This is a genomic window from Spartobacteria bacterium UBA695 (assembly GCA_002298145.1).
Taxonomy (GTDB): domain Bacteria; phylum Verrucomicrobiota; class Verrucomicrobiia; order Chthoniobacterales; family Chthoniobacteraceae; genus UBA695.
In genome coordinates, this window is record DBMP01000013.1 from 268783 (window position 1) to 290758 (window position 21976).

Here is a 21976-nt window from a genome sequence, read left to right on the forward strand (position 1 = left end):
CTTCCCAATAAAGGATGCTAATACCCGGTATCGGCGATCGTGATGGCCACACTTTTAGGGCCCCGTCCTCCACGCACACCTATATTAATGGCAACGCGGTAAATATGGGATGATGGAGCATTCGCCCCCGGAATCGAGAGATCATCCAAATTCGTCACCACTGTAAAATAGGCATCCCCAGCAGTCTTAACCTCCACCCCATCGTAGTTAAACCGCCGCTCTCCTAATTGCGTGGACAATTGAGCAAACGGCGTTTGTAGGAGTTCATTGGCGACGCGTTGAATAATCTTGGCGGTCTGCGTTATTTCTGTCGCTTCCTTGGCCGAGTTGAGCGCCATCGGCAGCAAACCCACAACGGGAAGCACAGTGAAAACACAAACCCCAAGCGCCACAACTACCTCCACCAATGAAAACGCACCCCAGCGACCGCTTAAGAGTGCCCTATTGAAAAGAGCCACGCGATCCGATGAACGAGCTGTCACAGTTTTGGGGAGAGATGACGACATCTGGGGCTCCTGTTCACTAAAACAATGATAAGATTTGAACTGCAGGGCAAGAACATTCCCTTACCTCCAGTTATGGAACAATGCCAATAATCAAGAGTTTAAAAGCCGGGCTGCGGGACGCAGAGTAAGCGGCGTATCGGGCCAGTTCACTCGCTTCCGCTTGGACTGCCGTTGCAACCAGCTAAAATGATCCAGGCCGGAAACATCATCAAGCAGCCAGGGAAGATGCCGTGGATCGAGCCCTGAGCATTTGAATTTCGGCGTGGGATATTCGCGTCCATTCAGGCTGCGATACATCAAATTGTCCGCCCAAACATCCCAGCGGAGCCCCAAATCGAGCCCTTCGCGGTGGTAGCGGACATGCCGCATAAACCAATCTTGTTCGTCCACCACATTCCCAGCTCGAAACCATGCCTTGAAGTCGTCCAGCGTGGCAAAGTCCTCGCGCGTTGCGACTTCACACAGGAACCCGCCGCCGATCCGGCATAAATCCACTTCTGCCAGATCCAATGCCGGACCGCGATAGCTATAAAAATCAATGACGCCCCATGGTCCCTCGCGCCGCGCCTTAACCCGAATATCGGCGGGCAAATCGACGGGCATCAGCGGCCGGATACCGATATAGAGAGGGCCGTCTTGAACAAACACATCGCAGAGTTGATCAGACTGCCCCGAAAAGTCATCAATCGCATGGTCCCCGAGTTCCACCCGCTCCACCTGGTTTCCAAAACATAGCGGGAACAGGAGCGTGGTGGACAAAGCATGAACCTCATGTTGTTCATGCGTCCGGGGCCGATACAAAAGGATCGACGTGCGCTCATGCTGGATGCCGGCGTACCTTCCGTTATCGAACCAAAGCGTCGCCGCTTCGTGGTTCACGGCTTCCGGGTCCAGCGGGTCCATGGCAAAGTCGCGATCCTGGGTGCAGTCCTTTTCGTTGATGGTAAAAGAGCAAAACACCAGTCCTTGATCTGCGGTGCGAGCCAGCGGAGCGTTCTTGCGATAGTAGATTCCCCAGTTGTTGTTGGGGCAGATACCGATCATTCGCTGACTGGCCGTTCCCATGGCCCAATCGGCTTCCTGATATTGATAAGTAAAAATCTCCCGGGCAGAGAACGGCATAGCCTCTTCTGAAATGTCGCTTTTCTGCAAGGCTGGGCGATGAATCATCTCCGAAAAATGGCCGACCTCATGCGTTCCGCAAATCACATGCGGATAGGCACGCTCATACATCAACTCCGCAACCTCCTGTGGAATATGATAATGATGGGAAGCTATCCAGGGGATGAACCCAAGATTCCATGCATAGTCGTTGATGGTTCCCTCAAAGTCGATGGAGCGAGCCGCAGGAAGACATTCGGAAAAGCTGTCTGAAGGCGGAAACACAGGTTGCCCAAACGCATCTCCAAAAATAGACCAAAGGGCGGTATTGGTAGATAAAGGATTGAGCCGGCCCCCGGTATAATCCCGAGCGCTCGGACCCGGTTTGCGAGCCAGGTTAATGTGCCAATGGCCAATCCAATCGGCCCACAGCCGGGCTTCGCAATTTCGCGCAAGTTCCCGGATTTCCTCGTCATTCGACCATTCGCCTAGGGCTGCCAATGGGTAAATTGAGTGGGGAATGTAGCAGTCATTGGTTTCGTGCATAAACCCTCGGCGCATGAGGGTGTCTCGAAAATTCAGGAGATTGGCCCGGCCTTCTTCCACGGCGTTCCGATTGCCCGCCTCTTCGCCGCCAAGGATCAGCGTGGCGGTTGCCAGAGTGACATGGTTGTCATTGAAACCGTGATGGCGCAGATCGCGGCAGATATAATAATCGAGATTCGTTCCCACCCGTTCGACGAGAAGGTTTCGCAAATCCCGAGGCACCAAATCTCCGGCAATTTTCAATAAGGTTACGATATACTCCGGCGTGAAAGCACAGCGCTTTGCACGGGTTGCGGCATCGGTCACCGACTCTGATAGGAGAAGATTTGCGGCGAGCGCCTTGTCCTGCTCGGAGCCAAACCAATAGGGAACGGCTACTTGCACCAACACGCGAGGATCCGGATCGCGATTGGGCGCAGGCGGGCTCAGCCATCGTCCATTGTCATCGACAAATGGGCGAAAACACCGGCGCACTTCGCTGAAAATCCAGTCACGCCGGGGCCGCATTGCTTCCGCAGACCATGGGAAGGGCGCGGCTGCCGTGAGAAAAGGCGGTAACCCATTTGTGCCGCTTTTTGCTGCCGGAAGAAAATCAACAGAATGAGTCATAAATCAATTGGAGGAAACAAAGTGATCCGAAGGGCCTTCACTCAACTGTCGCCTCAGAGGCTCTGCGGCGGCGGGCATAGAAAGCCAGCGCGGCCGCCCCGACGAGAACCATGTACGATGTCCTGGCTTCAGGAACCGCGGCGATCTCCAAGACGAAATCGTTGCCTCCAGTGAGCGCGGTTTCAGTGCCATAGTAGGATAGCCGACCGGCATACTCGTTCGAGCCGTAGGTGAAGTTGAAGGTGTTATCAGAGCCCAGGCTGAGCTGAATCCCATTCACAAAAATCGAGCTGAAGGTTCCCGTGATATTATCAATCCCGGTCGTTTCAATCAGATCAAAGAGCATCTTTCCGCCGCCAGGGATCAGCGTTAAGGTCAAATCCAATTCAGCCCCGCTGCCCAGGTTCACGCTCCCGGCAGCCACCAATTGATCGTAGCTGCCCGCCGTGGCTCCAGTGAGCGTCAGGGCAACGACGGCACCCGCATCCAGAGAAACGCTTCCCACCGTCAACGCGCCGGTCGTATGCTGCCCTAAAGCATCGACGGAACCAGGAGACACCTTGCCTCCCTCTTCAACGCGAAGAGCTGCGGCAGAGTTAATGACCCCTGTGCCTCCGAGAGTCGCTCCTTTGTGAACTTCCACAAGCGAAGTTGCCGAAAGGCTGCCGCTCACAATCAAACTACCGGCGGCGACATACGTCGCTCCTTTGTACGTGTTGTTACCGTCCAAAATAAGCCGACCAGCCCCGTCCTTGGCGATGCCGTTGTTATCCGAAATACTGGAGATACCGCCCGTAAACCGTACCTGATCAGTGGATGAATTCGGGTTATCATACACATAGATGACCCGCGAGAAGTTGGCCGTATTGCCGCCCAGGTCCAGCGGATTCATCATGTTCACCTCACTGTCCGCCGTGGACGAACCGAAGATGAACGATTGGTTATCTTGAAGGAAACTTGCACTGGTTTGATTCCCATTTCTCGTCTCACCGTTATTCCAAACGAGTGTTGCGGGAGTGCTCGAACCGCCCAGGTTCACGTTCAAGGCCCCGCCGCGGGCCGCAAAGCCGCCGCCCGCCGAGGAAACGCTGCCCACAAAGGTGACACCGCTGCTCCCCAAGGCACGGGTGAAGCTTCCATTGCTTTGGTAAACACCGCCAGCGAGCGTCAATGCCCCACTGAATGAGGAAGACGTCGATTCAAAAGTGGATCCGTAATTAACGATTACCGAGTTTGAAAACAGCGCCCCTGAATAGGTCAAAACGCCAGGCCCCTCCACAAAGACGCGATTGGCTCCTCCCGATAATTTCAGCGCGCTTGAGATGGTGGCATTATCCGCACTTGTGTAAATGTTGGCCGCACCCAAGGCAAAACTGGATAGTTCCAAAGTGCCGCCCTTGATCACACCTCCGTTCATGATCAGCCCGGCGGACGCCACGGTGGAGCTGTCTCCGACGGTTAGCGTATTGCTAGTGCCGAGGTCGATCGTCTTTCCATCGTTCCGTAGAGCAAACACTGCGGTGGAACCCGTCAAAGCCGTGTCCTGTGTCACCTTCTCCACCTTGCCGATCGTGGGGGCGAGGAAATTGGTATCGCCGGTGGCGCTGCTATAGTCAAATGCCTTGAAGCCAACATCACCCGCGACTCCCGTGCCGACGTAAGTCAAGAAATCGCCTTTAAGCGAGGAGCCCGCGCTAGCATCCTGGCCAAGGATCCTGGGGCTCACAATGCCGTTCACCAGCGTCGGTTTCATCGAGGTCAGCGTGCTGAACTTTTCCGTAACGCCGAGTTCCGTCAAACCATGCGCGGCAGCAATAATGAGACCGCCAGCTCCCGAAATCGTCCCCAGCGTTCCCGCGGTGGCCCCCCCGATGGTGTAGGTCACACTCCGGTTGCCCCCTTTATCCAAAAGAATCCGGCCGCCTTCTGTTCTGAAATCCATGGCGGAAGCCCCGGCAACCCCTGCTGAAGTCAAGCCACTCACCGTAACATCCGTCTGGGCGCTTACGGTGTCTGGAGCGATCCAGAGCGTGCCTCCCGAGAGCGTATTCCCGAAGCTGGCCCCCCCGTTGGAATATCCCAGGCCAGTGACCACGCCCGTTGTGCCGGTAATTTTCGCCGTCCCTCCATAAACAGACAAGGTGCCCGTGCCGCTCACCGCAGGCGTTTGCAGCGTTCCCCACGAGTTCAAAATCTGCCCCGTTATCCCGGAGATATCGCCCTGCAAACTCACCGTACCCGTTCCGAACTTGAGGAAATACCCCACACTTCTATTGGTCGTGATGGATCCCTTGAAAACATCCACCGCAGACCCGTTATAGTTGAGGCCGAAAGCACGATTGAAAATGGATATCGAGCCGCTCCCTGAAAGCCCGCCCGCGCCAAACTGGCCGACTTGCAAGCTGAGCGACCCGGCGCTTGCGATCGAAAGCGTGCCGGTGGTAATCCATGCGGTATAGGTACTCGGTGTATTCCCAATGCCGGAGTTCACAAACACCGATCCTTGGTTGATATCGATATTGCCGGAGTACCGATTGCCGGCGTAATAAGCCCCGGAGGAACCCGCTCCACTGCTTAGATAGAGAATTCCCGCGCCTGTTTTGACCAAACCGCCCGATCCACTGATCGTGCCGTTATAAGAGGAACCCACCCCATCACTACCCACCGTCACTGAGACTCCATCCTTCAACGTCAAATTAACATTCGCGTTGTTGTTCGTGGTCGTGGAGAGGTGTCCCAAAGTCCCCGAGCTTGCAATGGTCACATTCACCGTACCCGCTCCGGTGCTCCCGAGATTCAGGCCGGCGCTGCTGCCCGTCAGGAGGAGGTTGTTGACATTGAGGGTCGCTCCTGACGCCGCGTTGAAGTTGCCCTCCATTCCCAGCGTCACAGCGGTTCCCAGCGTTCCCGACGCCGCCGCGAAGATCGCTCCGCTCGAAACGGCAAGAGTGCCCGACCCCACGGCATTTCCCCCGTTCAACGTCACCGAGTTGACCACCGTGGGCGCACTGCCGCCCGACAACGTGAGGTTGCTGCCCGCATTCAGCTTTAGGTTGGAATTGCTGGTATCACCCGAGGCAACGGTGGTGACATATTCATTGTCATTCAGCGCCCGCAGCCCATAGGTCGTGTCATAAGTTGCCAAGCTCGAGCCCATGCCCGTCGCTGAGGTATTATCGATTACCACCCATGGGATAATTCCGACCGTAGGCGTCCCCGCAGCCCCGCCGCCTCCCACCAAAGTCGGAGCCGTCGTGAAGGTCACATTGGTGCTATTGGCCGCGTTCGAGTTCAGCGCGTATTTTCCAAGAGAAGTGCCGCGGAAGAGAGCCACACCGGGAGCCATCGTTGCATTACGAACCAGACTGCCTGCCGCGATGGTTTCGTTATATCCCGTGCCAGGCGTGAGCGATACCACTCCCAGACCCGCGGAAAAAGTTAACGCACCAGAGATCTTTTCGGTCGAGTTGGCGGAGCCGTTACCAATCGCAGTCAACACCGAAGCCCCTGCGCTCATCGCGGTGGCACCGAACGTCACGGCCCTGGCGCGGTTGCTCGTATTGATGCCGGTGGAGCTATCCAGAGTGAGCGTCCCTGTGGTATTGACCGTCACCGAACTACTGCTGGCGACACCACCGGCAGTCCCAGAAATGACCAATGAGCCCGCGTTGATCGTCGTTCCTCCCGTGTAGTTGTTTGAGCCAGTCAAACACCACTTTCCCACGCCCGCTTTGATCAGAACCATGCCGCCAGCGGCCCCATTGGATATGACCCCGCTGATGGTATTCAGACCGGCGTTGGAGCCGCTCAACGTTAATGCAACATACCCTCCGCTAGGATTGGAATTGCCGTTGGCGATCGAACCGCCAAAGTTCAGGACATTGGTGGCAGACGCATTATTATTGCTGATCGTGGCGCTGCCTGCGCTTGTCCCGTTTCCAGCAAACAGAAGAGGAGCATTGATGCTCAACGTCTTTCCTGTTCCAGCCAAGGTGGACAGGATTTGAATCGTGCCTCCATTTCCCAGCGTCAATGTGCCACCAGTCACGGAGCCGATGGTCAGCGTGCTATTGGCCGATCCTGCATTGGTATCGAAAGAGAGATTGGCGATTGTTGCATTACCCGCCAGTCCAATGGCACCCGTCGTTCCCACAGACGTCTTGAAAAGGGCCGTGTCCGCGGCAAGAGGAGGCGTATTTAACCCCGTCCATGAGGCGGAATTACTCCAGTCGTTTCCATCAGCCGAACTATTCCACGTTATTGTAGACGCGGCGTGCAGAGAAGGTTCAGCCATGACGGCCAATGCAGAGAGGATCCGCAGCAGAGGCCGGCTCGTACGGACAGGGATGGTCGGAAATACTGATTTCGAAACAGGGGTGGCGATGACTTCAGATTTCATGGGCTTTCAAGGGGGTGAAGAGCTTTTTACGTCGGAAAAGGCATTCTTTGAGACGCCTTTTCCTGGTGGTTGGTGGAATAATGCCAATATTGAAGAAACGCGCAAGCAAAATTGTTATTATTCCCATATAGGTTATTTCCCCATTAGGATTTCCTGACGGATCGATTTACCGCCAGGAATTTTGTAAATTGCTCTAGCTGTGGGGCTACATTGAGATCCCCGCCAAGGACAGGCGGCATCCCTTCTATAGATTCAGCGCGTCCTTAACTTTGGTGATAGTGATGCGCGAGGACCATGAAGGTGCTTGCGGTCCAGGTAAACGCCTTATCTCGGAGCGGCTCACCCGTTATCGCATCGTAGTTTTCGGCAAATCCACTTTTGGCGCAGAGTCGGCAAAAGCGCGTGGCGATATCGCGCGCAAGATCGTGTTCTCCCAGCCGCGCGAGGCCATCCACAATGATAAGCGTGGAAGGGCCCCAAATGGGGCCGCGCCAATATCCATCCGATTGATAAAGCGGGGAGGCCGGATTCTCCGTGGCAGGTCCCCACTGGGTAAGATGGCGTCGAACCTCCGCCACAACGATCGGCCGCAGCGTCTCCGGCAAGTGCTCCCCGAGCACGACAGGCAAACAGCCAAAGAGGCTATCGGAACGTTCCGCCACACTTCCGTCCGTTGCGCGGCGGGCGAGAAATTTCCTCCCGTCCCAAAGACGTTCGAGCAAACGCGACATCAGCGCTTCAGCCTGGGTGGTCCACCGTGCCGCCTCCGCCGTCCGCCCCAGCCTTGTAGCACACGCCGCCACTGTCTTGAGTTGGAGATACAAAAAGGCCGCGAGATCCGCACTTTCAATAGGGAATCCAATATCGAACACCGTTGCGTTATCCCATCCGGAGTCGTTCCCGTGATAATACCTTGGGAGGCCTTCCGCACCGCCGCGCATTTCCAGCCACCACCGGGAATGAAGCGAGAGCTTTTCGTAAACTTGCTCCAAGCGATCTCCCTGGATCATTTCCGGGTTCGCCTGCATCATGCGTTGCAGGATCCAGCCATGCACGGGCGGTTTTACAAAGCCAAAGCAAACGGTGGTATCATCAATCAAGTCCGGCAATTGGCCTCGCTCCGTCTGAAAATCAAACAAGAGCATGAAAGTGTCCCAAGCCAAATCCGGATGCGCGAAACTGAGCCCATAGGCATTAAACGCATGGTCCCAGCTCCACACGTGCGTCATCCAGTTCTTGCTCATGAACATAGCCGGGCGCTTCAAAAAACCTGATGCGCCCACGCAGGCCGACCAGTTGATGTAGGCAGCAAGCCGTGCCGCCTCGCAAAACTCCGCCGATACCTTCATGTACGGAGCCGCGAAAGCAGCAAACTCCGCATAGACCTTTGCCACAGCATCCTCAAACTTCGCGCCATGGGATCTCGCCGGGCATTCCGAGACGAAATCTTCAAGGGCCAGTTCGCCGATTCCATCCGCGCCCGGCAAGATATCCGCATGCATCCGAGGGCAATTTTCGATGCCCCAGGCCGCATCCACCTCAAGCCTGCCGCGCAACGGAACGATTCGGTAAAGGCGTCTTGCGCTATAAACGTTAAAAATCCAAGACCCCGCTGGCTCAACGATGGCACAGTTAAATCGGCCCGTTTGAACCTCCAGCCGCAGCCCGACGCCCTCCATGCGAATCAGCATTTCGTCCGGCTCCGAAATGCAAATCCGCACGATCCCGGCCCCCGTGATCATCCGCAGCTCAGCGGGCCGCGTTTCATAGGAACAAGGCACAGGCTCTCCATCCTTGAGGACCGACAAACGCATCACACACGGCTCGGCATCGCCGTGCACACAGCGGAGCCACAATCCCTCTTGGCTTTCTCCCGTGGATGATGCGCCATGCGCGAGGATCGAAAATGCGTGGTAGGACCCAAACCGGCTAAAGGGTAGGGCATCAAGCGGTGAGGGAATAGGACGGTGCATTGAAGAAAAAAGAGAGTTCTCAACTACACTGCGGGCCAATCCGGTTCCATTGCGGCTCACGAAAATAGCTCGCTGTAGTTTCTTTTATGGAATAATGCCAATATTAACCCGAAGGCAAGCCAAAGTTATCTTTTCCTGCACGCACGTTTTTCTGGCGTGATCGGTTTAAAGCAATCCAGAGCAGCCGGAATGAAGCTCCCTGCAGCTATGACACGAAGAACGATTGCTTTGGGTAATCTGCCTGTTGTGGCAATTCCGGGAACCCTGGATCGGATTCCCCGCCAACACTCACCTGCCAGGCTCTAACCTTCCGACCCCTTTTCGGGAGCGATTTTAAACTTCAGCTCCTCATACTTGGTCTCTTTGCCTTGATAGACCATCGATACCTGTTTTAACAGCGCATTGGCCACTTCTTTGACGCTCGATACGGCATACGTAACGTGAAGGGGGCAAAAGAGCTTCACCTCGTCATTTTTGTGCAAAACAACACGCAAGTCTTCCGGGACGCGCACTTGGTGAGCCATCATAGCCATGATTACCCCTCGCGCGAGGCTGTCAGGATAGACAAACAGTCCTTCGGGCTTCTTTTTTCCAGCCCAAAGCTTGTTAAACCCCTCGTAACCAAAGCTTTCAAAACAAGACTCGCCAAATCCGTCATCGTCAATCGCCGGATTAATGATCCAGTTCGGCGCGGTTTTTAAGCCCAGCGCTTCACATTGCCCATAGAAGCTGTCAAAAAACACCGTCGCATTCGGTTTCATGGAGACAATGAGCCCTACGCTGCGGGCTCCTCCTTTACGAATGCTCCCAAGAGCAGTCTCCATGAGGCTGGCATAATCCCATGCAACACTGGTCGGGGTACGGGCACCCAAAAAAGCCACAGGCACAGGAAACTTCCGCAGCCACGCTAAATGCATTGGGTCGGCGAGAGTACTGATGATTCCCTCAATCTCCCGATCTTTTGCCGCCTTTTCCATTTCAGGCAGACAGGAAGTTTGCAAATGGGGGGGGCGATGGTCCACCCAGATCCGTGTCGCAATCCCCTGCGCGGCGGCTTGCTTCTGAAGCTTATCATGCAGCGCCTGCAAATAGTGCGCACGAGGATCCAAGTGAATATTGGAAGAATGATAAATGCCGATCTTAGACAACGTCGGCTTGCGCTCCGACACATAGGTGCCGACCTTGCGCGTGCGGGTAATCAATCCCTCCCGAACCAATTCCGTGAGGGCATGGTGAATCGTTTTGACATCTGCTCCCGACTGAGCGGCCAACTCGGCGGTAGACGGCAATTTGGTCCCCGGAGGCCAGTCATTTTTAGTGATCTTTTTCCGGATCTGTTCCGCAACCTGCTTCCAGATAACCTTCGGTCGCTGAACATCTAAGTCAAAATTCATATATCTCCCGAAGGAATAAACCCACTTTATACCCTAGTGTCAATAAAATCACTAAAGGGTGGAGATTTTCGCTTGGGACCACCCCTTTTGTGGTCGAATTCCTGAATTTCTCTGCTCACTCGGGCTCAATCTTTTCAATCGGCTTCCCAACTCCCTCCGCTTTGCTTCCATCGGTTCGGTCGCCAAAAAATCCAGCCTAAGACGGCGTGCAATGAATGAGAGCGCTAGTTTGGCACCGAGCTTTTTCCTTCAATGGCACTCGAAAGGGTGCACAGAAGCCCTCTTACCACACGCGGTTGGGAGCAGTTTTCGCAACCGGCGTACAAAATGCACCTGATTGCCAAGCAGGCACCCGGGAGGCAGACCTGGAGGTAGAACTTTTTGCCCCGTTGCCAAAGTCCCTATATTCGCTTGCGAAGCGCGGTGCAAACTGCTTTGAATGGCGGCGTCCGCTCACGCCGGGGTGGCGAAATTGGCAGACGCGCCAGACTTAGGATCTGGTGGAGCAATCCTTAGGGGTTCGAGTCCCCTCCCCGGCACTTTTCTCCAAAAATCCTTACAGCTTCCTGATATCCTGACAGTAGGGAGGAACTATTCTTGCTTGGGGGAGACCTGCGGATTCACAGACCCGCGAGCCCAGCATGCGAAGGTGTATATTTGAGGGATGCCTTCTATCGAAACCCGCTCGAGATGAGCGGGTTATGGTGCACCCCCTGGGACTCGAACCCAGAACCTAGTGATTAAGAGTCACGTGCTCTACCGATTGAGCTAGGGATGCCTTTCCGTTTGGGGGTGGGCAAGATGTCGTTTGACGGCCAATTTGTCAATGCCACAAATCACTTTTTTCGAAAAACTCCGCAAAAACTGGATTTCATAGGCAAAAATGGCCAAGTTGGAGCCTCGTTGCTGCTTTCTTATCCCCATGAAATCGATCTTCCTTTTCCTCCAGGTCTTCCTTCTCTGCGCTGCCGCCGCCTTTGGCGCTCTGAAACGCGCCGATCACGTTTTCATCATCAGCTTTGATCAGGGGGCGCCCGCCGGGATCCAAAAAGCCGAGATGCCTGTTTTTAAGGCCATGGCCGCCGAGGGAAGCCATACATGGCAGGCCTACACGATCGTCCCGAGCATCACGCTGCCCTCCCATACGTCCATGCTCACCGGGGTCGGTATCCAGAAGCACCAGGTGCTTTGGAACGATTACCAGCCGGACAAGGGGCCGGTGGGTGTGCCGACGGTCTTCAGTATTGCCAAGGAGCACGGGTTTACCACGGCCCTTTTTGCCACGAAGGAGAAATTCAAGACGCTGGTGCGGCCGGGCAGCGTGGATACGTTTGTCGTGCCGGAGCCGCCCGTGGCCCAGGGGGTGGCCGATGCCTGTGCCGCCGAGGTGCTCAAGAGTAAGCCGAATCTTTGCTTCATCCATTTTGGCGATCCCGACGTGGCCGGGCATAAGTTTGGCATGAATTCGCCGGAGAAAATGAAGGCGTTTGCCGAGTGTGACGCGGCCTTGAAGACGATCCGCGAGGCGGTCAAGGCGGCGGGGATTGAGGCCTCGAGCGTTTTTATTCTAACGGCTGACCATGGCGGGCACGACGTTCCCGAGGTGAAGGACGGCCAGCCAACGGGGAAAATCTACGGCTCCCACGGCTCGCCCGCCAAGGAGGATGTGGAGATCCCCTGGGTGGCCTGGGGCAAGGAGGTGAAGCCGGGATTCGAGATCGCGGCCCCGGTGGTGATCTACGACACGGCGGCCACCGCGCTTTGGCTGCTCGGGATCGATCCGCCGGAGAGTTTCTGGGGGCGGCCGGTCGCTTCGGCTTTCGCGCCTGTTCCGGTGGCGGCGGCTCAAAAGCCGTGAGTTTTTTGTAACCAGAGGAGGGGGGATGGCGTTCTTTCTCGTGAAGCGGCAGGTCCGCTTTTCGAAAAAAATAAGCATTTCTATGAAAACTGTTTTTGCCACCATTACCCCGGTTCTAGTCTGCGCGGTCGCGATGATCGCCGCCGTTCCCTTGGCGAGCGCGAAGGACGCCTCCCAGGCTGGGGCGGGCCATCGGCTGGAGAAAATCTTTGGCGACACGCCGCTTTCCCCGGAGCAAAAGGAAAAAGTGCGCGCAATCTTTAAAGCCCACCGCGCGGAGCTTCGCACCGTTCGGGAAAAGACGGAGGCGGCTCACCTCGCGCTGACCGAGGCCACCAAGGGGGCTGATTCCGCCGCTGTTGCCAGCGCGGCCGCCCGGGTGGGCGACGCCGCCCGCGACCGGGCGCTGCTTCACGCGCGGATCGCGAGTGAAATCCGCCCGCTCCTGACGCCCGAGCAGATTAAGAGCCTGGACGCCTTCCGGGCCGAGCCCCGGCACCGGGCCCGCGCGGCGGCTGCCTTCGGCTCGAATTCGTGATCGCCTTGCCACATAGGTCTCCCTTTTGCCCATGCCGTTGCCGCCTGAACCGCCGCCCCTTGCCGCCGACGATGATCTGCCCTGGGTGCGGCGCGCGCAGGCGGGGGATCTGGAGGCCTTCGATACGCTGGTCGCCCGGCATCAATCCGCCATGAGCGCGCTCCTTTACCGCTTTGCCCCGAACCGGTCTGACCTGGAGGACCTGGTGCAGGAGACCTTCTTGCGCGCGTGGCGGGCGCTCGCGGGTTGGCGGGCGGAGAAGCCTTTCCTCCACTGGCTCAAGCGGATCGCCGTGCGCGTGGGGCTGGACTATTGCCGCGCCCGCCGCCGGTCCCCGTTTTCGCAGTTGGTGGAGGCGCGCGATGGCGACCCGTTTGAGGGGATGGCCGCTGCCGAATCCGCCTCCGCGCCGTGCGAGGCCGGGGAGGTCCAGGCCATTCTCGCGCAGTTGCCGCCAGACGACCGGGCTCTGATGACCTTGCTTTACCTCAACGAAATGCCGTTGGCCGAGGTGGCCGGGCATTTCGGCTGGAGCCTCGCCAATGCCAAAATCCGGGCCTTCCGCGCCCGGCATCGCCTCAAAACCCTGCTTAAACGCCATGGATACACCCTTGAATAATCCGACGAAATCGTGGGCCCGCCTGACGGCGCAAGCCCGCCTTGCCCGCCCGCCCGGGGACCTCGATGTGCGCCACTTGGTCCGTAATGCGCTGGAGGTTCAGCAGCGGCTCCCCCGCGCCCGGGAACGGAGCCTCTGGGAGGAGTTGGCTGCGATGGGGCAGGTCCGAGCCGTCCGGGCGGCGCTGGCGTTTGGCGGCGTGGCGGCGGCCCTGGCGCTATGGAATGGGCTCGACGCCGTCGCGGGCCTTGGCGTAGCTATGGACATCCTTTACTCCCTGCTCCCGTGATGAACCCGAACCCACCCGGCGACACGCCCCTCTCTCCCGCCTTGAAGATCCGCTGGAAGGCTCTACTCCTGCTCGTGGTTGTCTTTGGGCTCGGGGCCGGTATCGGCGTTGGCGCGACGCTCTATTACGTCCGCTCGCAGGTCCGTTACGCGATGTTACATCCGTTCGCCGACCGGGGGCGTCTCGACCGCCTGGCCGCGCGGGTGGAGGCGAACCTTTCCCGCTCGCTCGACCTCGACGCCGCCGAGCGCCAAGCCGTGCACGAGGAGCTGGCCGTGAGCGTGAAACAGGCCCGGCAACTGCGTCGGCGGAATTCCGTGGAATCGAGGATGCTCGTTCGCGACGCGCTCGCACGGATCGAAAAGCGCCTCCCTGCCGACAAGCAGGCGAAGCTCAGGCAGAAAGCCGAGGACCGCCTGGGCCGCTGGGGGCTGCGCGCTGGCGGGCCGGATGAGCCTGCGGAAAAAGAATAAGATTTTAGCTGTGCTCGCGTTTCTTTGTCGCACAAGAATGGTGCCTTATGGATTTCAACGACCTGATTCCCGAAATGCGGGAGTGGAATGACGGGAAGGGGATTGGTATTGAGGCATGGGTTGGATGCACAGGCAATTTTCAGCTGGCCGTTGGATACAGCGTAGTTTTTTGGCCGCAGTTTGTTGAGTTTGAGGGCTACGTCTTGAGGAAAGGCTTTTCATTGGATTCGCTTCGTGGGTTTGAAAGCCAAAACCATGGAGAGCGGCGCCCCGTTGAGGCGGTGATGAACCATCTGCATATTGCCGATATCCAGCGATATGGCTGCGAGGATCTCACGCGGGAGCGCGTAGTTTATCTTGGGGGAGTTCTTAAAGAAATCTACCAGGTAAAGCTTGCGTGGCAGTTTCCATCCAAACGCTTCGAAGTCGTATTCCAGGACGATGATTCCGAGGATCTTTTGGATTACCAGATTACGTTTTTCCAAACGGAGCCCTGAAGACTCTTTTCCCGCCCTTTACGCCCCCTCGTGGCGGGCGATCCAGCCGCCGCCGAGGACGCGCTCCCCATCGTAGCAAACGGCGGCCTGGCCGGGCGTCACGGCGCGCTGTGGGGTGTGCAGGCAAATTTCGGCGCGGTCCGGGCCCTGTGGCGTGACGGTCGCCGGGGTGCCGGGGTGGCCGTAGCGGATTTTTACCACGGCTTCAAACGGTTCGGTGGGCGCTTCGCTCTGGTGCCAGCGGCAGCGGGCGATCTCGAAGCGCTCCGTGAGCAGGTCGGCGGCGGCCCCGACGATGACGCGGCGGGAAGCCGGGTCGATATCGATGACGTAACGCGGTTCCTTGGATCCCCCCGGAAGCCCCTTGCGCTGGCCGATGGTGAAGAGCTCAATGCCGTCGTGATCGGCCAGGCGGCGCCCCGTGGTGTCATAGATGCCGCCTTTGTGGAAACGCGCTTGGCCCTCTCCGGCGCGTTGGCGCAGGAAGGCCTTGTAGTCGTTGCCGGGGACGAAGCAGATTTCCTGGCTGTCGGCTTTTTCGGCCACTTTCAGGCCGATGCGGCGGGCGATCTCGCGAATTTCCGGTTTCGACATATCGCCGAGCGGGAAGAGGGTGCGCCCGAGCTGCTCCTGGGTGAGGCTGAAGAGGAAATAGCTCTGGTCCTTGTGCGTGTCGGTCCCCTTGCTCAGCACGGAGCGGCCGTTTTCCAGGTGCTCGACGCGGGCGTAGTGGCCGGTGGCGATGAAGCTGGCCCCGAGCGCGGCGGCTTTGGTCCAGAGCGCGCCGAATTTCACCTTTTCGTTGCAGATGACGCACGGGTTCGGCGTGCGCCCGGCCCGGTATTCGTCGGCGAAGTAGTCGATCACGGTTTTCTCGAAATCGAGCGATTCGTCGATGACGTAATGTGGGATGCCGATCTTGTGGGCCACGGCTCGGGCGTCGGAAATGGCCGAGGGGCCGCAACAGGCGTCCTCGGCCTGGGAGATGCAGTCGTTGAGCCACACTTTCATCGTCATTCCGACGACATCGTAGCCCTGTTCTTTAAGCAGGTAGGCGGCGACCGAGGAATCGACGCCGCCGCTCATGCCAATAACAACGCGGATGGGTGTGGGCTGCTGCTGCATAAAAGGTCATCCAACATACGATAGAGGAGGCCGTCGTCCAGTCCGGAACGTTTCGCGTTTCCCCCGGGGGGGATTGGCGTTATGTTGGAGGCCGCTCGATGAACCGTCTTTACCTCGACCACAATGCCACGACGCCGCTTGCCCCGGCGGCGCTCGAAGCCATGCTGCCGCTCCTCTCCGGAGGGGAGGGGGCCTGCTTTGGCAACCCCTCCAGCGTCCACGCGGCGGGGCGCGATGCTCGGGCGGTGCTGGACGATGTGCGCGATACGCTGGCGCGGCTGCTCGGCGCACGGTCCAACGAAATTATTTTCACTGGCGGCGGCTCGGAGGCGGATAACCTTGCCTTGATCGGCCTGGCCCGGCGGCGCGTGGCCCGGGGGGCGGCGCGGCAGATCGTTATTTCGCAAGTGGAGCACCATGCCGTGCTGCATGCCGCCGATTTTCTGGAGCGCCACGAGGGGTTTCGTGTGACGCGGCTGCCGGTGGACGGCGGCGGGCGGATCGACCCGGAGGCGCTGCGGGCGGCCCTGGCCCTTGCGCCGGAGACGGCGGCGGTTTCGCTCATGGCGGCCAATAACGAGACAGGGACGGTCCAGCCGGTGGAGCGGTTCGCGGCGATCTGCCGGGAGGCGGGGGTGCCGTTTCACACCGACCTGGTGCAGGGCTTTGCCAAGCTGCCCGTGCGGGTGGACGGCCCGGATGCCCCGGACGCCCTGAGCCTGGCCGCGCATAAATTTTACGGCCCCAAGGGCGTCGGTGCGCTCTGGCTGCGCAGCGGCGTGTCCATCGAGGCCGTGGCCTTTGGCGGCGCGCAGGAGAACGAGCGGCGGCCCGGTACGGAGAACGTGGCGGGCATTGTGGGGATGGTCGCGGCGGCGGAATTGGCGGTCCGCGAGCGGGAGGCGGAAAACGCGCGCCTTGCGCCGTTGCGGGACCGGCTTTGGGAGGGCCTCGTGGCGTTGTTCCCGGCGGCGGTGCGCAACGGAAGTTGGGACGCCCCGGAACGGCAGCTCTCCAACACGCTCAACGTCTCCTTTCCCGGCCTTGATGGCGAGACGCTGCTGATTAATTGCGATCTGGAGGGCGTCTGCGTCTCCAGCGGCTCGGCCTGCATGGCGGGCTCGCCGCAGCCTTCGCACGTGCTCCTGGCTATGGGGGTGCCGGTGGAGGTAGCCCGGGCGAGTTTGCGGTTTTCGCTGGGGCGCTCGACCACGCCCGAGGTGATCGAAGCGACCTTGGAACGCCTCGGGCGGGTGCTGAAGCGGGCGGCGGCTTAGAACTTCGGCGGCGGGATCGGCAGCGGCTGGCCTTTGAGCAGCGCCTGTTTCCACTTGAGCGCTTCCTGGAAATAGGCGTTCTGGCTGCCGCCGGAGCCGTGGTGATCGGCCAGGGGCATGACGATCAGCTCCTTTGGCTGCGGGATGGCGTTGTACGCCGCGATGACGCCCCAGGGGCACGCCGCGTTATCGAGGAGCCCCACGCCGACCAGGGCCGGGCAGCGGATGCGGGCGGCGAAGTAAATCGTGTCGAAATACCCGGCGGTTTGCTTGACCTTCTCGGGGTCGCGGTCCCGGGGGCCCCAGTTGTTAAGCCAGTAGGGCCAGGCGACCGCGTGCGGGGGATTCGCCGTGGCTCCGTACACGTCGGCCCCGGCGGGAACGCCCGTAACGACTGCCGTGATCTTGGGGTAGAGCGCGGCGGTTGCGAACGATTGCAAGCCGCCCTGCGAGACCCCGGTAACGACCAGTACCTTCCCATTCCAGTCGGGCCGGGAGGCGAGGTATTCCGCGCCGCGCACACACCCGAGGAACATGCGCACGAAGTAGGATTGGTCGCGGTCGTCGTTGCCGAAGTAGATGTAATTTTTCAGCGCGTTTTCCTTCTGGTCCTTGTAGAAGGCCTCGCTTTCATCGGGCGGCAAGTCGTGCGCGTTGATGTTGAGCGCCAGCCAGCCCTCCTTTGCCTCGCTGGTGATCATGTTTTTGTCCAGCGGGTAGACTCCGGCGAAATTGACAACCAGCAGCGCGGGGAACTTTTCGCCCTGCGCGGGCCGGGCCAGGAGGCCGCGCGCATGGGTGCCGCGAATATTATCCAGAGTGACGCGGTAGAGATCGACGCCCTCGGCGTTGCGCAGGCCTTCGGTGCCGATTTTTTCAACCTGCGGGTTTGAGGCGACTTTCGCGAGTTCATCGAGCTTCGTTTTCCAGAAGGCGTCGAAATCAGCGGGCGCGGGGCACACCGGGCCGATCTTTTCCGGGGAGACGACCGCGCCCCCCACGCCGATGGGGAGCGATTTCGCTGGATCAGGCAACTTGATTTCCGCCCGCAGCGCGCCGGGGTCCTCGCGCGAAGCGGTGATCTTTGCCGGGCCTGCCGAGAGGTCGATCGTGCCGCTGGCAGCCTCCGCTTTGCCCCCGTCTTTGCTCACCCGGTAGGGCAGCGCGGTGAGCCCGGCGCGGTCGCCGGATTTGATGTCCACGGTCCAGGTGACCGGTTCGCCGGGTTTGTAAATGCCGGTGTCATGGTCCGGTGTGAGGGAGAGGAGGGGATCGGCGGCGAAGGCGAGCGCGGCGGAAAGCAGCGAGGAGGTGGCTGCAAACGCCCTAAGGAAAATGATTTTTTTCATGGGGAGACAGACTGAAATCAGCGGGTAGTTTAGCACAAAGTCGCCCATGGAAATGCTCGGTGTTGTGCTAACAATAGAACCACGCGGGCACAAAGAAACCGGCCCCTTTTCCAGAGCCGGTTTCCAGAGGTGCCCTTTAAAAAAAGCGCCCTTGGGGCTTACGCGATGGTCTCGAACACCTTCGCGGCGGCGTTGCAGACAGAGCATTTCTCCGGAAGCTCGGTGACGGTCTCGCCACAGACGGCACAGACGTAGAAAGGCTTGTCGGCGTTCTTGCCGAGGTTGTCGAGGGCGGCTTGGTAGAGCGCGGCGTGCTGCACTTCGACCTTCATCGCCCAGGTCATCGTCCGGAGGGCTTCTTTGCAGCCGTCCTTTTCCGCGACGGCGATGAACTCGGGGTACATTTCCTTGAATTCGTGGGTTTCGCCCTTGATCGCATCCTTGATGTTCTCGGCCGTGGCACCGGGCGTCACGTCAGCGAGGATCAGCTGATCGACCACGCCGCCGAGGGCGAGGATCGTCTTGCGGTGGTTGTTGGCGTGGATCGTCTCCGCGCGGGAGGCGGCCCGGAAAAGGCGGGCTTCGTAGGCGTAGCCCTCTGCGTCGGCTTTCTTGGCGTAGGCGGCGTATTTGTGGGAAGCGTTGGATTCGCCCTGGAAGGCGGCGTTAAGGTTGGCGATGGTCTCTTGGGATGCGGTGCTCATGGAGTGCGTATATTACCGCATCCGCGCCGCGAGGCAAGGCGGGTTAATCGTTGCTTAAACTACATTCAGCGCTGCTTCCAGCCGCTTCCAGAGGTCTTCCGAATCCTCCAGACCGGCGGAGATCCGGATCAGGTGGCTCGGCACGCCGCACGATTCCACCCAGTCCAGCTCGGTGTAGTGGGCCATGATCGTAAACGGGCAGGCCAGCGTGAAGACCGTTCCCAGGCTCGGGCCCTTGCAGTACGCCAGCGCGTCGTAGATTTTCGGGCTGTTGACCTCGGGGTTTTTCGGCAGAAAGGTAATCAGCGAGCCCCAGCCGCCCTCGGGTCGGCGCAAGGCCTCGTAGGCTTCCTTGAACTCCCACTTGGGGTACCAGACGCGCTCGACCGCCGGGTGACCGCGCAGTCGCTCGGCCAGGTAGAGGCCGTTGGCGTTGTGGATCTTCATCCGCTCGGGCGCGCCGTGGGCTTGGGCGTCGATGATTGCCGCGTCGCTTTCCCAAAGCAGCGGCTCGGCGTGCGCGGCGATGAGTGGCTTTAATACCGAATAATACGGAGAGCGCGGATTGCAGATCGCCGCCCCGCCCATCACGTCGCCCGTTCCGGCGATGTACTTGGTGAGGCTGGTGACGACCACGTCGGCGTCGCGGCTCAGGTCGATGTTGAAGGGCGTTGCGACGGTGTCGTCGACGACCAGCGGGATGCGGTGTTCCCTCAGCACGGGGCCGATGGCGCGCACGTCGGCGCTGCCCAGGGTTGGGTTGCCCGGGATCTCGCAGAAACACCCGGCGAGGCGTTCGCGGGTGAGCAGGTCGCGGAGCTTTTCCTCCAGGTTGTCGAGCCGCGCAAAAAGCGTCGCCCCGAGGCCGAACTTCTGCTGCTGCTTGAGCGTGTCGACATACGGGAAGCCGAGCTGCACGGTTTTCCGCCCCGGCGAGCGCTCGATGGTCGCTTGCAGCGCGGCGAACTGGGCCGCCATGCCCGAGGGGCAAAGAAATACGTCGCTCGGATCGCAGTCGTAGAACCCAGCGAGCTGCGCTTTCAAGGAACGGTGCATATCCGTCTCCACGACTTCGGGCGCATTCCCGGCCAGGAATGCCTCGGCGCGGCGGGTGGAGACGATGAGGCCGGTGTGCTGCCAGAAGGTGCGCAGCGCGGCGTAGCCGGTGGGGGTGGTCTCCACGGCGTGGATCTGCCTTGCCTCGCCCGGGCCTAGCAGCCGAGCCGGTTCGCCGGTGGTTTGACGCACAAAGGCGAGCGCCATTCCGGCCGTTTTCGCGGAAGGGAAGGGGAGGCACTCCAGCTGTTCGCTGAAGCGGCGCGCCACGGCGGCGACCAGCGTGTGGACGACGAAGCGCGGATAGCCTGCCTGGAGCCGGGCGACCACGGCGGGCTTTTTCTCCTCATACCCGATCACATCCTCCCAGCGCGGGAGCGAAACGGAGACGGCGTGCGTGGAGGCCGGGAGCGGGCGGCCCAGGTCGGACGGTTCCCAGAGCGGGTGGGCCAGCAAATCGGAGTCGTTCATCGGAGTACCTCCGTCAACGCTTGCTCGATGTCGCGGCGCAGGTCGGCGGCGTCCTCGACGCCCACCGAAAAGCGGATCAGGCCGTCGGAAATCCCCACGGCGCGGCGCACGCTCGGCGGGACGCCCGCGTGGGTCATTGTCGCCGGGTGGCAGACGAGGCTTTCCACGCCTCCGAGGCTCTCGGCCAGCGTAAAGAGGCGCAGCTTGCGGCAAAACTCCAGGGTCTTGTCCGTCGGGGCATCGAGTTCGGCGATCACGATGCCCGAGCCGCCGCTCATTTGTCTGCGAGCCAGCTCATACTGGGGATGACTCGGCAAATACGGATAGCGCACTGAGCGGATGCCCGCGTGGCCTTCCAGGAAACGGGCTAGCTCCAGGGCGTTGGCGCAGTGGCGCTCCATGCGCAGCGCGAGGGTCCGCTTGCCGCGTGTGATGAGCCAGGCGTCGAAGGGCGAGGGCTGGAGGCCCAGGGCCTTTTGCGCGAAGTCCATGCGCTTGTGCCATACCGGGTCATTAGTAGCCACCACGCCGCCGAGGGCGTCGCTGTGGCCGTTAATGTATTTCGTGCTGGAGGCGAGGCTCAAGGTCGCGCCCAGCTCCAGCGGGCGTTGCAGGTAGGGCGAGGCGAAGGTGTTATCGACCACCGTGGCCGCACCTGCTTCCGCCGCTACTTTGGCGATCCCCGCGATGTCGATGATTTTCAAGAGCGGGTTCGTCGGGCTCTCCAGCCAGACGAGCGCCGGGCGGGCCTGGCGGATCTGCTCCCAGTTCTCCTCGCGGGTCAGATCGACGTAGCGGGCTTGCACGCCGAATTTGTTAAACACGCGTTCAAAAAGGCGGTAGGTGCAGCCGTAGAGATTCTCCTCGGCGAGCACGAGGTCGCCGCTTTTTAGCGTCGAGATGACAGCGGTAATCGCCGATACGCCGCTGGCGAAGCAGGTGGCGAATTGCGACCCCTCCAGCGCTGCGATCGACTCCTGCAATAGACGGAAATTTGGATTTCCCGAGCGGGTGTAATCAAAACCATCGGCGTTGCCTTGTTCGAACGTCGAGGTCAGATAGACCGGCGGCATGACGGCTCCGGTGTTTCCCGTATAGCCCCGTCCTGAGTGGACGGCCTGGGTTCCAAAGCCTGCGTCGGTGTCGTGTGTCATAAAATTTAGGCGAAGGCTGACACTGGGAGCACCCGGAG

General features: G+C 59.6%; 18 protein-coding genes and 2 tRNA genes. 9 read left to right on the plus strand and 11 right to left on the minus strand.

Annotated elements, in window-relative coordinates:
- Positions 1-17: 17 nt before the first annotated feature.
- The 3 genes from B2828_RS07390 to B2828_RS07400 all read right to left on the minus strand — a co-directional run bounded on the left by B2828_RS07390 (position 18) and on the right by B2828_RS07400 (position 7056).
- Positions 18-506 carry a hypothetical protein gene (locus B2828_RS07390; protein ID WP_479633068.1) on the minus strand — a complete coding sequence of 163 codons (489 nt, stop codon included), beginning with the start codon at positions 504-506 and terminating at the stop codon, positions 18-20.
- A gap of 90 nt (positions 507-596) precedes the next feature.
- Entirely contained in the window at positions 597-2762 is a 2166-nt protein-coding gene (locus tag B2828_RS07395) for a hypothetical protein (RefSeq protein ID WP_479633069.1), read from the minus strand.
- 37 nt (positions 2763-2799) lie between these two features.
- Entirely contained in the window at positions 2800-7056 is a 4257-nt protein-coding gene (locus B2828_RS07400; RefSeq protein WP_479633070.1) for a beta strand repeat-containing protein, read from the minus strand.
- Between B2828_RS07400 and B2828_RS07405 the strand changes: the two genes are divergently transcribed.
- A complete protein-coding gene (locus B2828_RS07405) occupies positions 7055-7318 on the plus strand; it encodes a hypothetical protein (protein ID WP_479633071.1) in 264 nt (87 codons plus the stop codon). The genes B2828_RS07400 and B2828_RS07405 overlap by 2 nt on opposite strands.
- A gap of 106 nt (positions 7319-7424) precedes the next feature.
- On the opposite strand, the gene B2828_RS07410 is transcribed toward B2828_RS07405, so the two are convergent.
- Positions 7425-9134, minus strand: a complete 1710-nt coding sequence (locus B2828_RS07410; protein ID WP_479633072.1) for an amylo-alpha-1,6-glucosidase — start codon at positions 9132-9134, stop codon at positions 7425-7427.
- A gap of 302 nt (positions 9135-9436) precedes the next feature.
- Complete coding sequence (locus B2828_RS07415; protein ID WP_479633073.1) at positions 9437-10528, minus strand: GntR family transcriptional regulator; 1092 nt, start codon at positions 10526-10528, stop codon at positions 9437-9439.
- A 457-nt stretch (positions 10529-10985) separates the two neighbouring features.
- Between B2828_RS07415 and B2828_RS07420 the strand changes: the two genes are divergently transcribed.
- Positions 10986-11067 (plus strand) — tRNA-Leu (locus B2828_RS07420).
- A gap of 163 nt (positions 11068-11230) precedes the next feature.
- Here the strand turns inward: B2828_RS07420 and B2828_RS07425 are convergent.
- Positions 11231-11306 (minus strand) — tRNA-Lys (locus B2828_RS07425).
- Positions 11307-11450: 144 nt separating this feature from the next.
- On the opposite strand from B2828_RS07425, the gene B2828_RS07430 reads away from it, so the two are divergent.
- From B2828_RS07430 to B2828_RS07455, 6 genes are all read left to right on the plus strand, one after another.
- On the plus strand, positions 11451-12386 hold the full coding sequence (locus tag B2828_RS07430) for an alkaline phosphatase family protein (RefSeq protein ID WP_479633074.1): 936 nt from the start codon (positions 11451-11453) through the stop codon (positions 12384-12386).
- An 82-nt stretch (positions 12387-12468) separates the two neighbouring features.
- Entirely contained in the window at positions 12469-12924 is a 456-nt protein-coding gene (locus B2828_RS07435; RefSeq protein ID WP_479633075.1) for a Spy/CpxP family protein refolding chaperone, read from the plus strand.
- 31 nt (positions 12925-12955) lie between these two features.
- On the plus strand, positions 12956-13543 hold the full coding sequence (locus B2828_RS07440; protein ID WP_479633076.1) for an RNA polymerase sigma factor: 588 nt from the start codon (positions 12956-12958) through the stop codon (positions 13541-13543).
- On the plus strand, positions 13524-13832 hold the full coding sequence (locus tag B2828_RS07445) for a hypothetical protein (protein WP_479633077.1): 309 nt from the start codon (positions 13524-13526) through the stop codon (positions 13830-13832). The genes B2828_RS07440 and B2828_RS07445 overlap by 20 nt, the downstream gene beginning before the upstream one ends.
- Positions 13832-14305, plus strand: a complete 474-nt coding sequence (locus tag B2828_RS07450; RefSeq protein ID WP_479633078.1) for a hypothetical protein — start codon at positions 13832-13834, stop codon at positions 14303-14305. The genes B2828_RS07445 and B2828_RS07450 overlap by 1 nt, the downstream gene beginning before the upstream one ends.
- 47 nt (positions 14306-14352) lie before the next feature.
- Positions 14353-14802, plus strand: a complete 450-nt coding sequence (locus tag B2828_RS07455; protein ID WP_479633079.1) for a hypothetical protein — start codon at positions 14353-14355, stop codon at positions 14800-14802.
- Between the two features lie 18 nt (positions 14803-14820).
- On the opposite strand, the gene mnmA is transcribed toward B2828_RS07455, so the two are convergent.
- Entirely contained in the window at positions 14821-15927 is a 1107-nt protein-coding gene (mnmA, locus tag B2828_RS07460) for a tRNA 2-thiouridine(34) synthase MnmA (RefSeq protein WP_479633080.1), read from the minus strand.
- A 98-nt stretch (positions 15928-16025) separates the two neighbouring features.
- Between mnmA and B2828_RS07465 the strand changes: the two genes are divergently transcribed.
- The gene (locus tag B2828_RS07465) at positions 16026-17204 is read left to right on the plus strand and encodes a cysteine desulfurase family protein (protein WP_479633081.1); all 1179 of its coding nucleotides are present in this window, start codon (positions 16026-16028) and stop codon (positions 17202-17204) included.
- Here B2828_RS07465 and B2828_RS07470 read toward each other — a convergent pair.
- The 4 genes from B2828_RS07470 to B2828_RS07485 form a co-directional block, all read right to left on the minus strand.
- Positions 17201-18553, minus strand: coding sequence for an acetylxylan esterase (locus tag B2828_RS07470; protein WP_479633082.1), 1353 nt, complete (start codon positions 18551-18553; stop codon positions 17201-17203). The two genes, B2828_RS07465 and B2828_RS07470, sit on opposite strands and share 4 nt — an antisense overlap.
- A gap of 158 nt (positions 18554-18711) precedes the next feature.
- The gene (locus B2828_RS07475) at positions 18712-19257 is read right to left on the minus strand and encodes a rubrerythrin family protein (RefSeq protein WP_479633083.1); all 546 of its coding nucleotides are present in this window, start codon (positions 19255-19257) and stop codon (positions 18712-18714) included.
- A gap of 54 nt (positions 19258-19311) precedes the next feature.
- Positions 19312-20784: a PLP-dependent transferase gene (locus B2828_RS07480; RefSeq protein WP_479633084.1), complete on the minus strand. Its 1473-nt coding sequence runs from the start codon at positions 20782-20784 to the stop codon at positions 19312-19314.
- A complete protein-coding gene (locus B2828_RS07485; protein ID WP_479633086.1) occupies positions 20781-21938 on the minus strand; it encodes a trans-sulfuration enzyme family protein in 1158 nt (385 codons plus the stop codon). The genes B2828_RS07480 and B2828_RS07485 overlap by 4 nt, the downstream gene beginning before the upstream one ends.
- Positions 21939-21976 lie beyond the last annotated feature (38 nt).

Bases quoted from the DNA above. Each gene is read 5' to 3' on its own strand.
- B2828_RS07485 (WP_479633086.1), bottom strand. From the start codon at position 21,938: ATGACACACGACACCGACGCAGGCTTTGGAACCCAGGCCGTCCACTCA.
- B2828_RS07445 (WP_479633077.1), top strand. From the start codon at position 13,524: ATGGATACACCCTTGAATAATCCGACGAAATCGTGGGCCCGCCTGACG.
- B2828_RS07475 (WP_479633083.1), bottom strand. From the start codon at position 19,257: ATGAGCACCGCATCCCAAGAGACCATCGCCAACCTTAACGCCGCCTTC.
- B2828_RS07450 (WP_479633078.1), top strand. From the start codon at position 13,832: ATGAACCCGAACCCACCCGGCGACACGCCCCTCTCTCCCGCCTTGAAG.
- B2828_RS07415 (WP_479633073.1), bottom strand. From the start codon at position 10,528: ATGAATTTTGACTTAGATGTTCAGCGACCGAAGGTTATCTGGAAGCAG.
- B2828_RS07455 (WP_479633079.1), top strand. From the start codon at position 14,353: ATGGATTTCAACGACCTGATTCCCGAAATGCGGGAGTGGAATGACGGG.
- B2828_RS07435 (WP_479633075.1), top strand. From the start codon at position 12,469: ATGAAAACTGTTTTTGCCACCATTACCCCGGTTCTAGTCTGCGCGGTC.
- B2828_RS07430 (WP_479633074.1), top strand. From the start codon at position 11,451: ATGAAATCGATCTTCCTTTTCCTCCAGGTCTTCCTTCTCTGCGCTGCC.
- B2828_RS07405 (WP_479633071.1), top strand. From the start codon at position 7,055: ATGACGGCCAATGCAGAGAGGATCCGCAGCAGAGGCCGGCTCGTACGG.
- B2828_RS07470 (WP_479633082.1), bottom strand. From the start codon at position 18,553: ATGAAAAAAATCATTTTCCTTAGGGCGTTTGCAGCCACCTCCTCGCTG.
- B2828_RS07465 (WP_479633081.1), top strand. From the start codon at position 16,026: ATGAACCGTCTTTACCTCGACCACAATGCCACGACGCCGCTTGCCCCG.
- B2828_RS07480 (WP_479633084.1), bottom strand. From the start codon at position 20,784: ATGAACGACTCCGATTTGCTGGCCCACCCGCTCTGGGAACCGTCCGAC.
- mnmA (WP_479633080.1), bottom strand. From the start codon at position 15,927: ATGCAGCAGCAGCCCACACCCATCCGCGTTGTTATTGGCATGAGCGGC.
- B2828_RS07390 (WP_479633068.1), bottom strand. From the start codon at position 506: ATGTCGTCATCTCTCCCCAAAACTGTGACAGCTCGTTCATCGGATCGC.
- B2828_RS07440 (WP_479633076.1), top strand. From the start codon at position 12,956: ATGCCGTTGCCGCCTGAACCGCCGCCCCTTGCCGCCGACGATGATCTG.
- B2828_RS07400 (WP_479633070.1), bottom strand. From the start codon at position 7,056: ATGGCTGAACCTTCTCTGCACGCCGCGTCTACAATAACGTGGAATAGT.
- B2828_RS07410 (WP_479633072.1), bottom strand. From the start codon at position 9,134: ATGCACCGTCCTATTCCCTCACCGCTTGATGCCCTACCCTTTAGCCGG.
- B2828_RS07395 (WP_479633069.1), bottom strand. From the start codon at position 2,762: ATGACTCATTCTGTTGATTTTCTTCCGGCAGCAAAAAGCGGCACAAAT.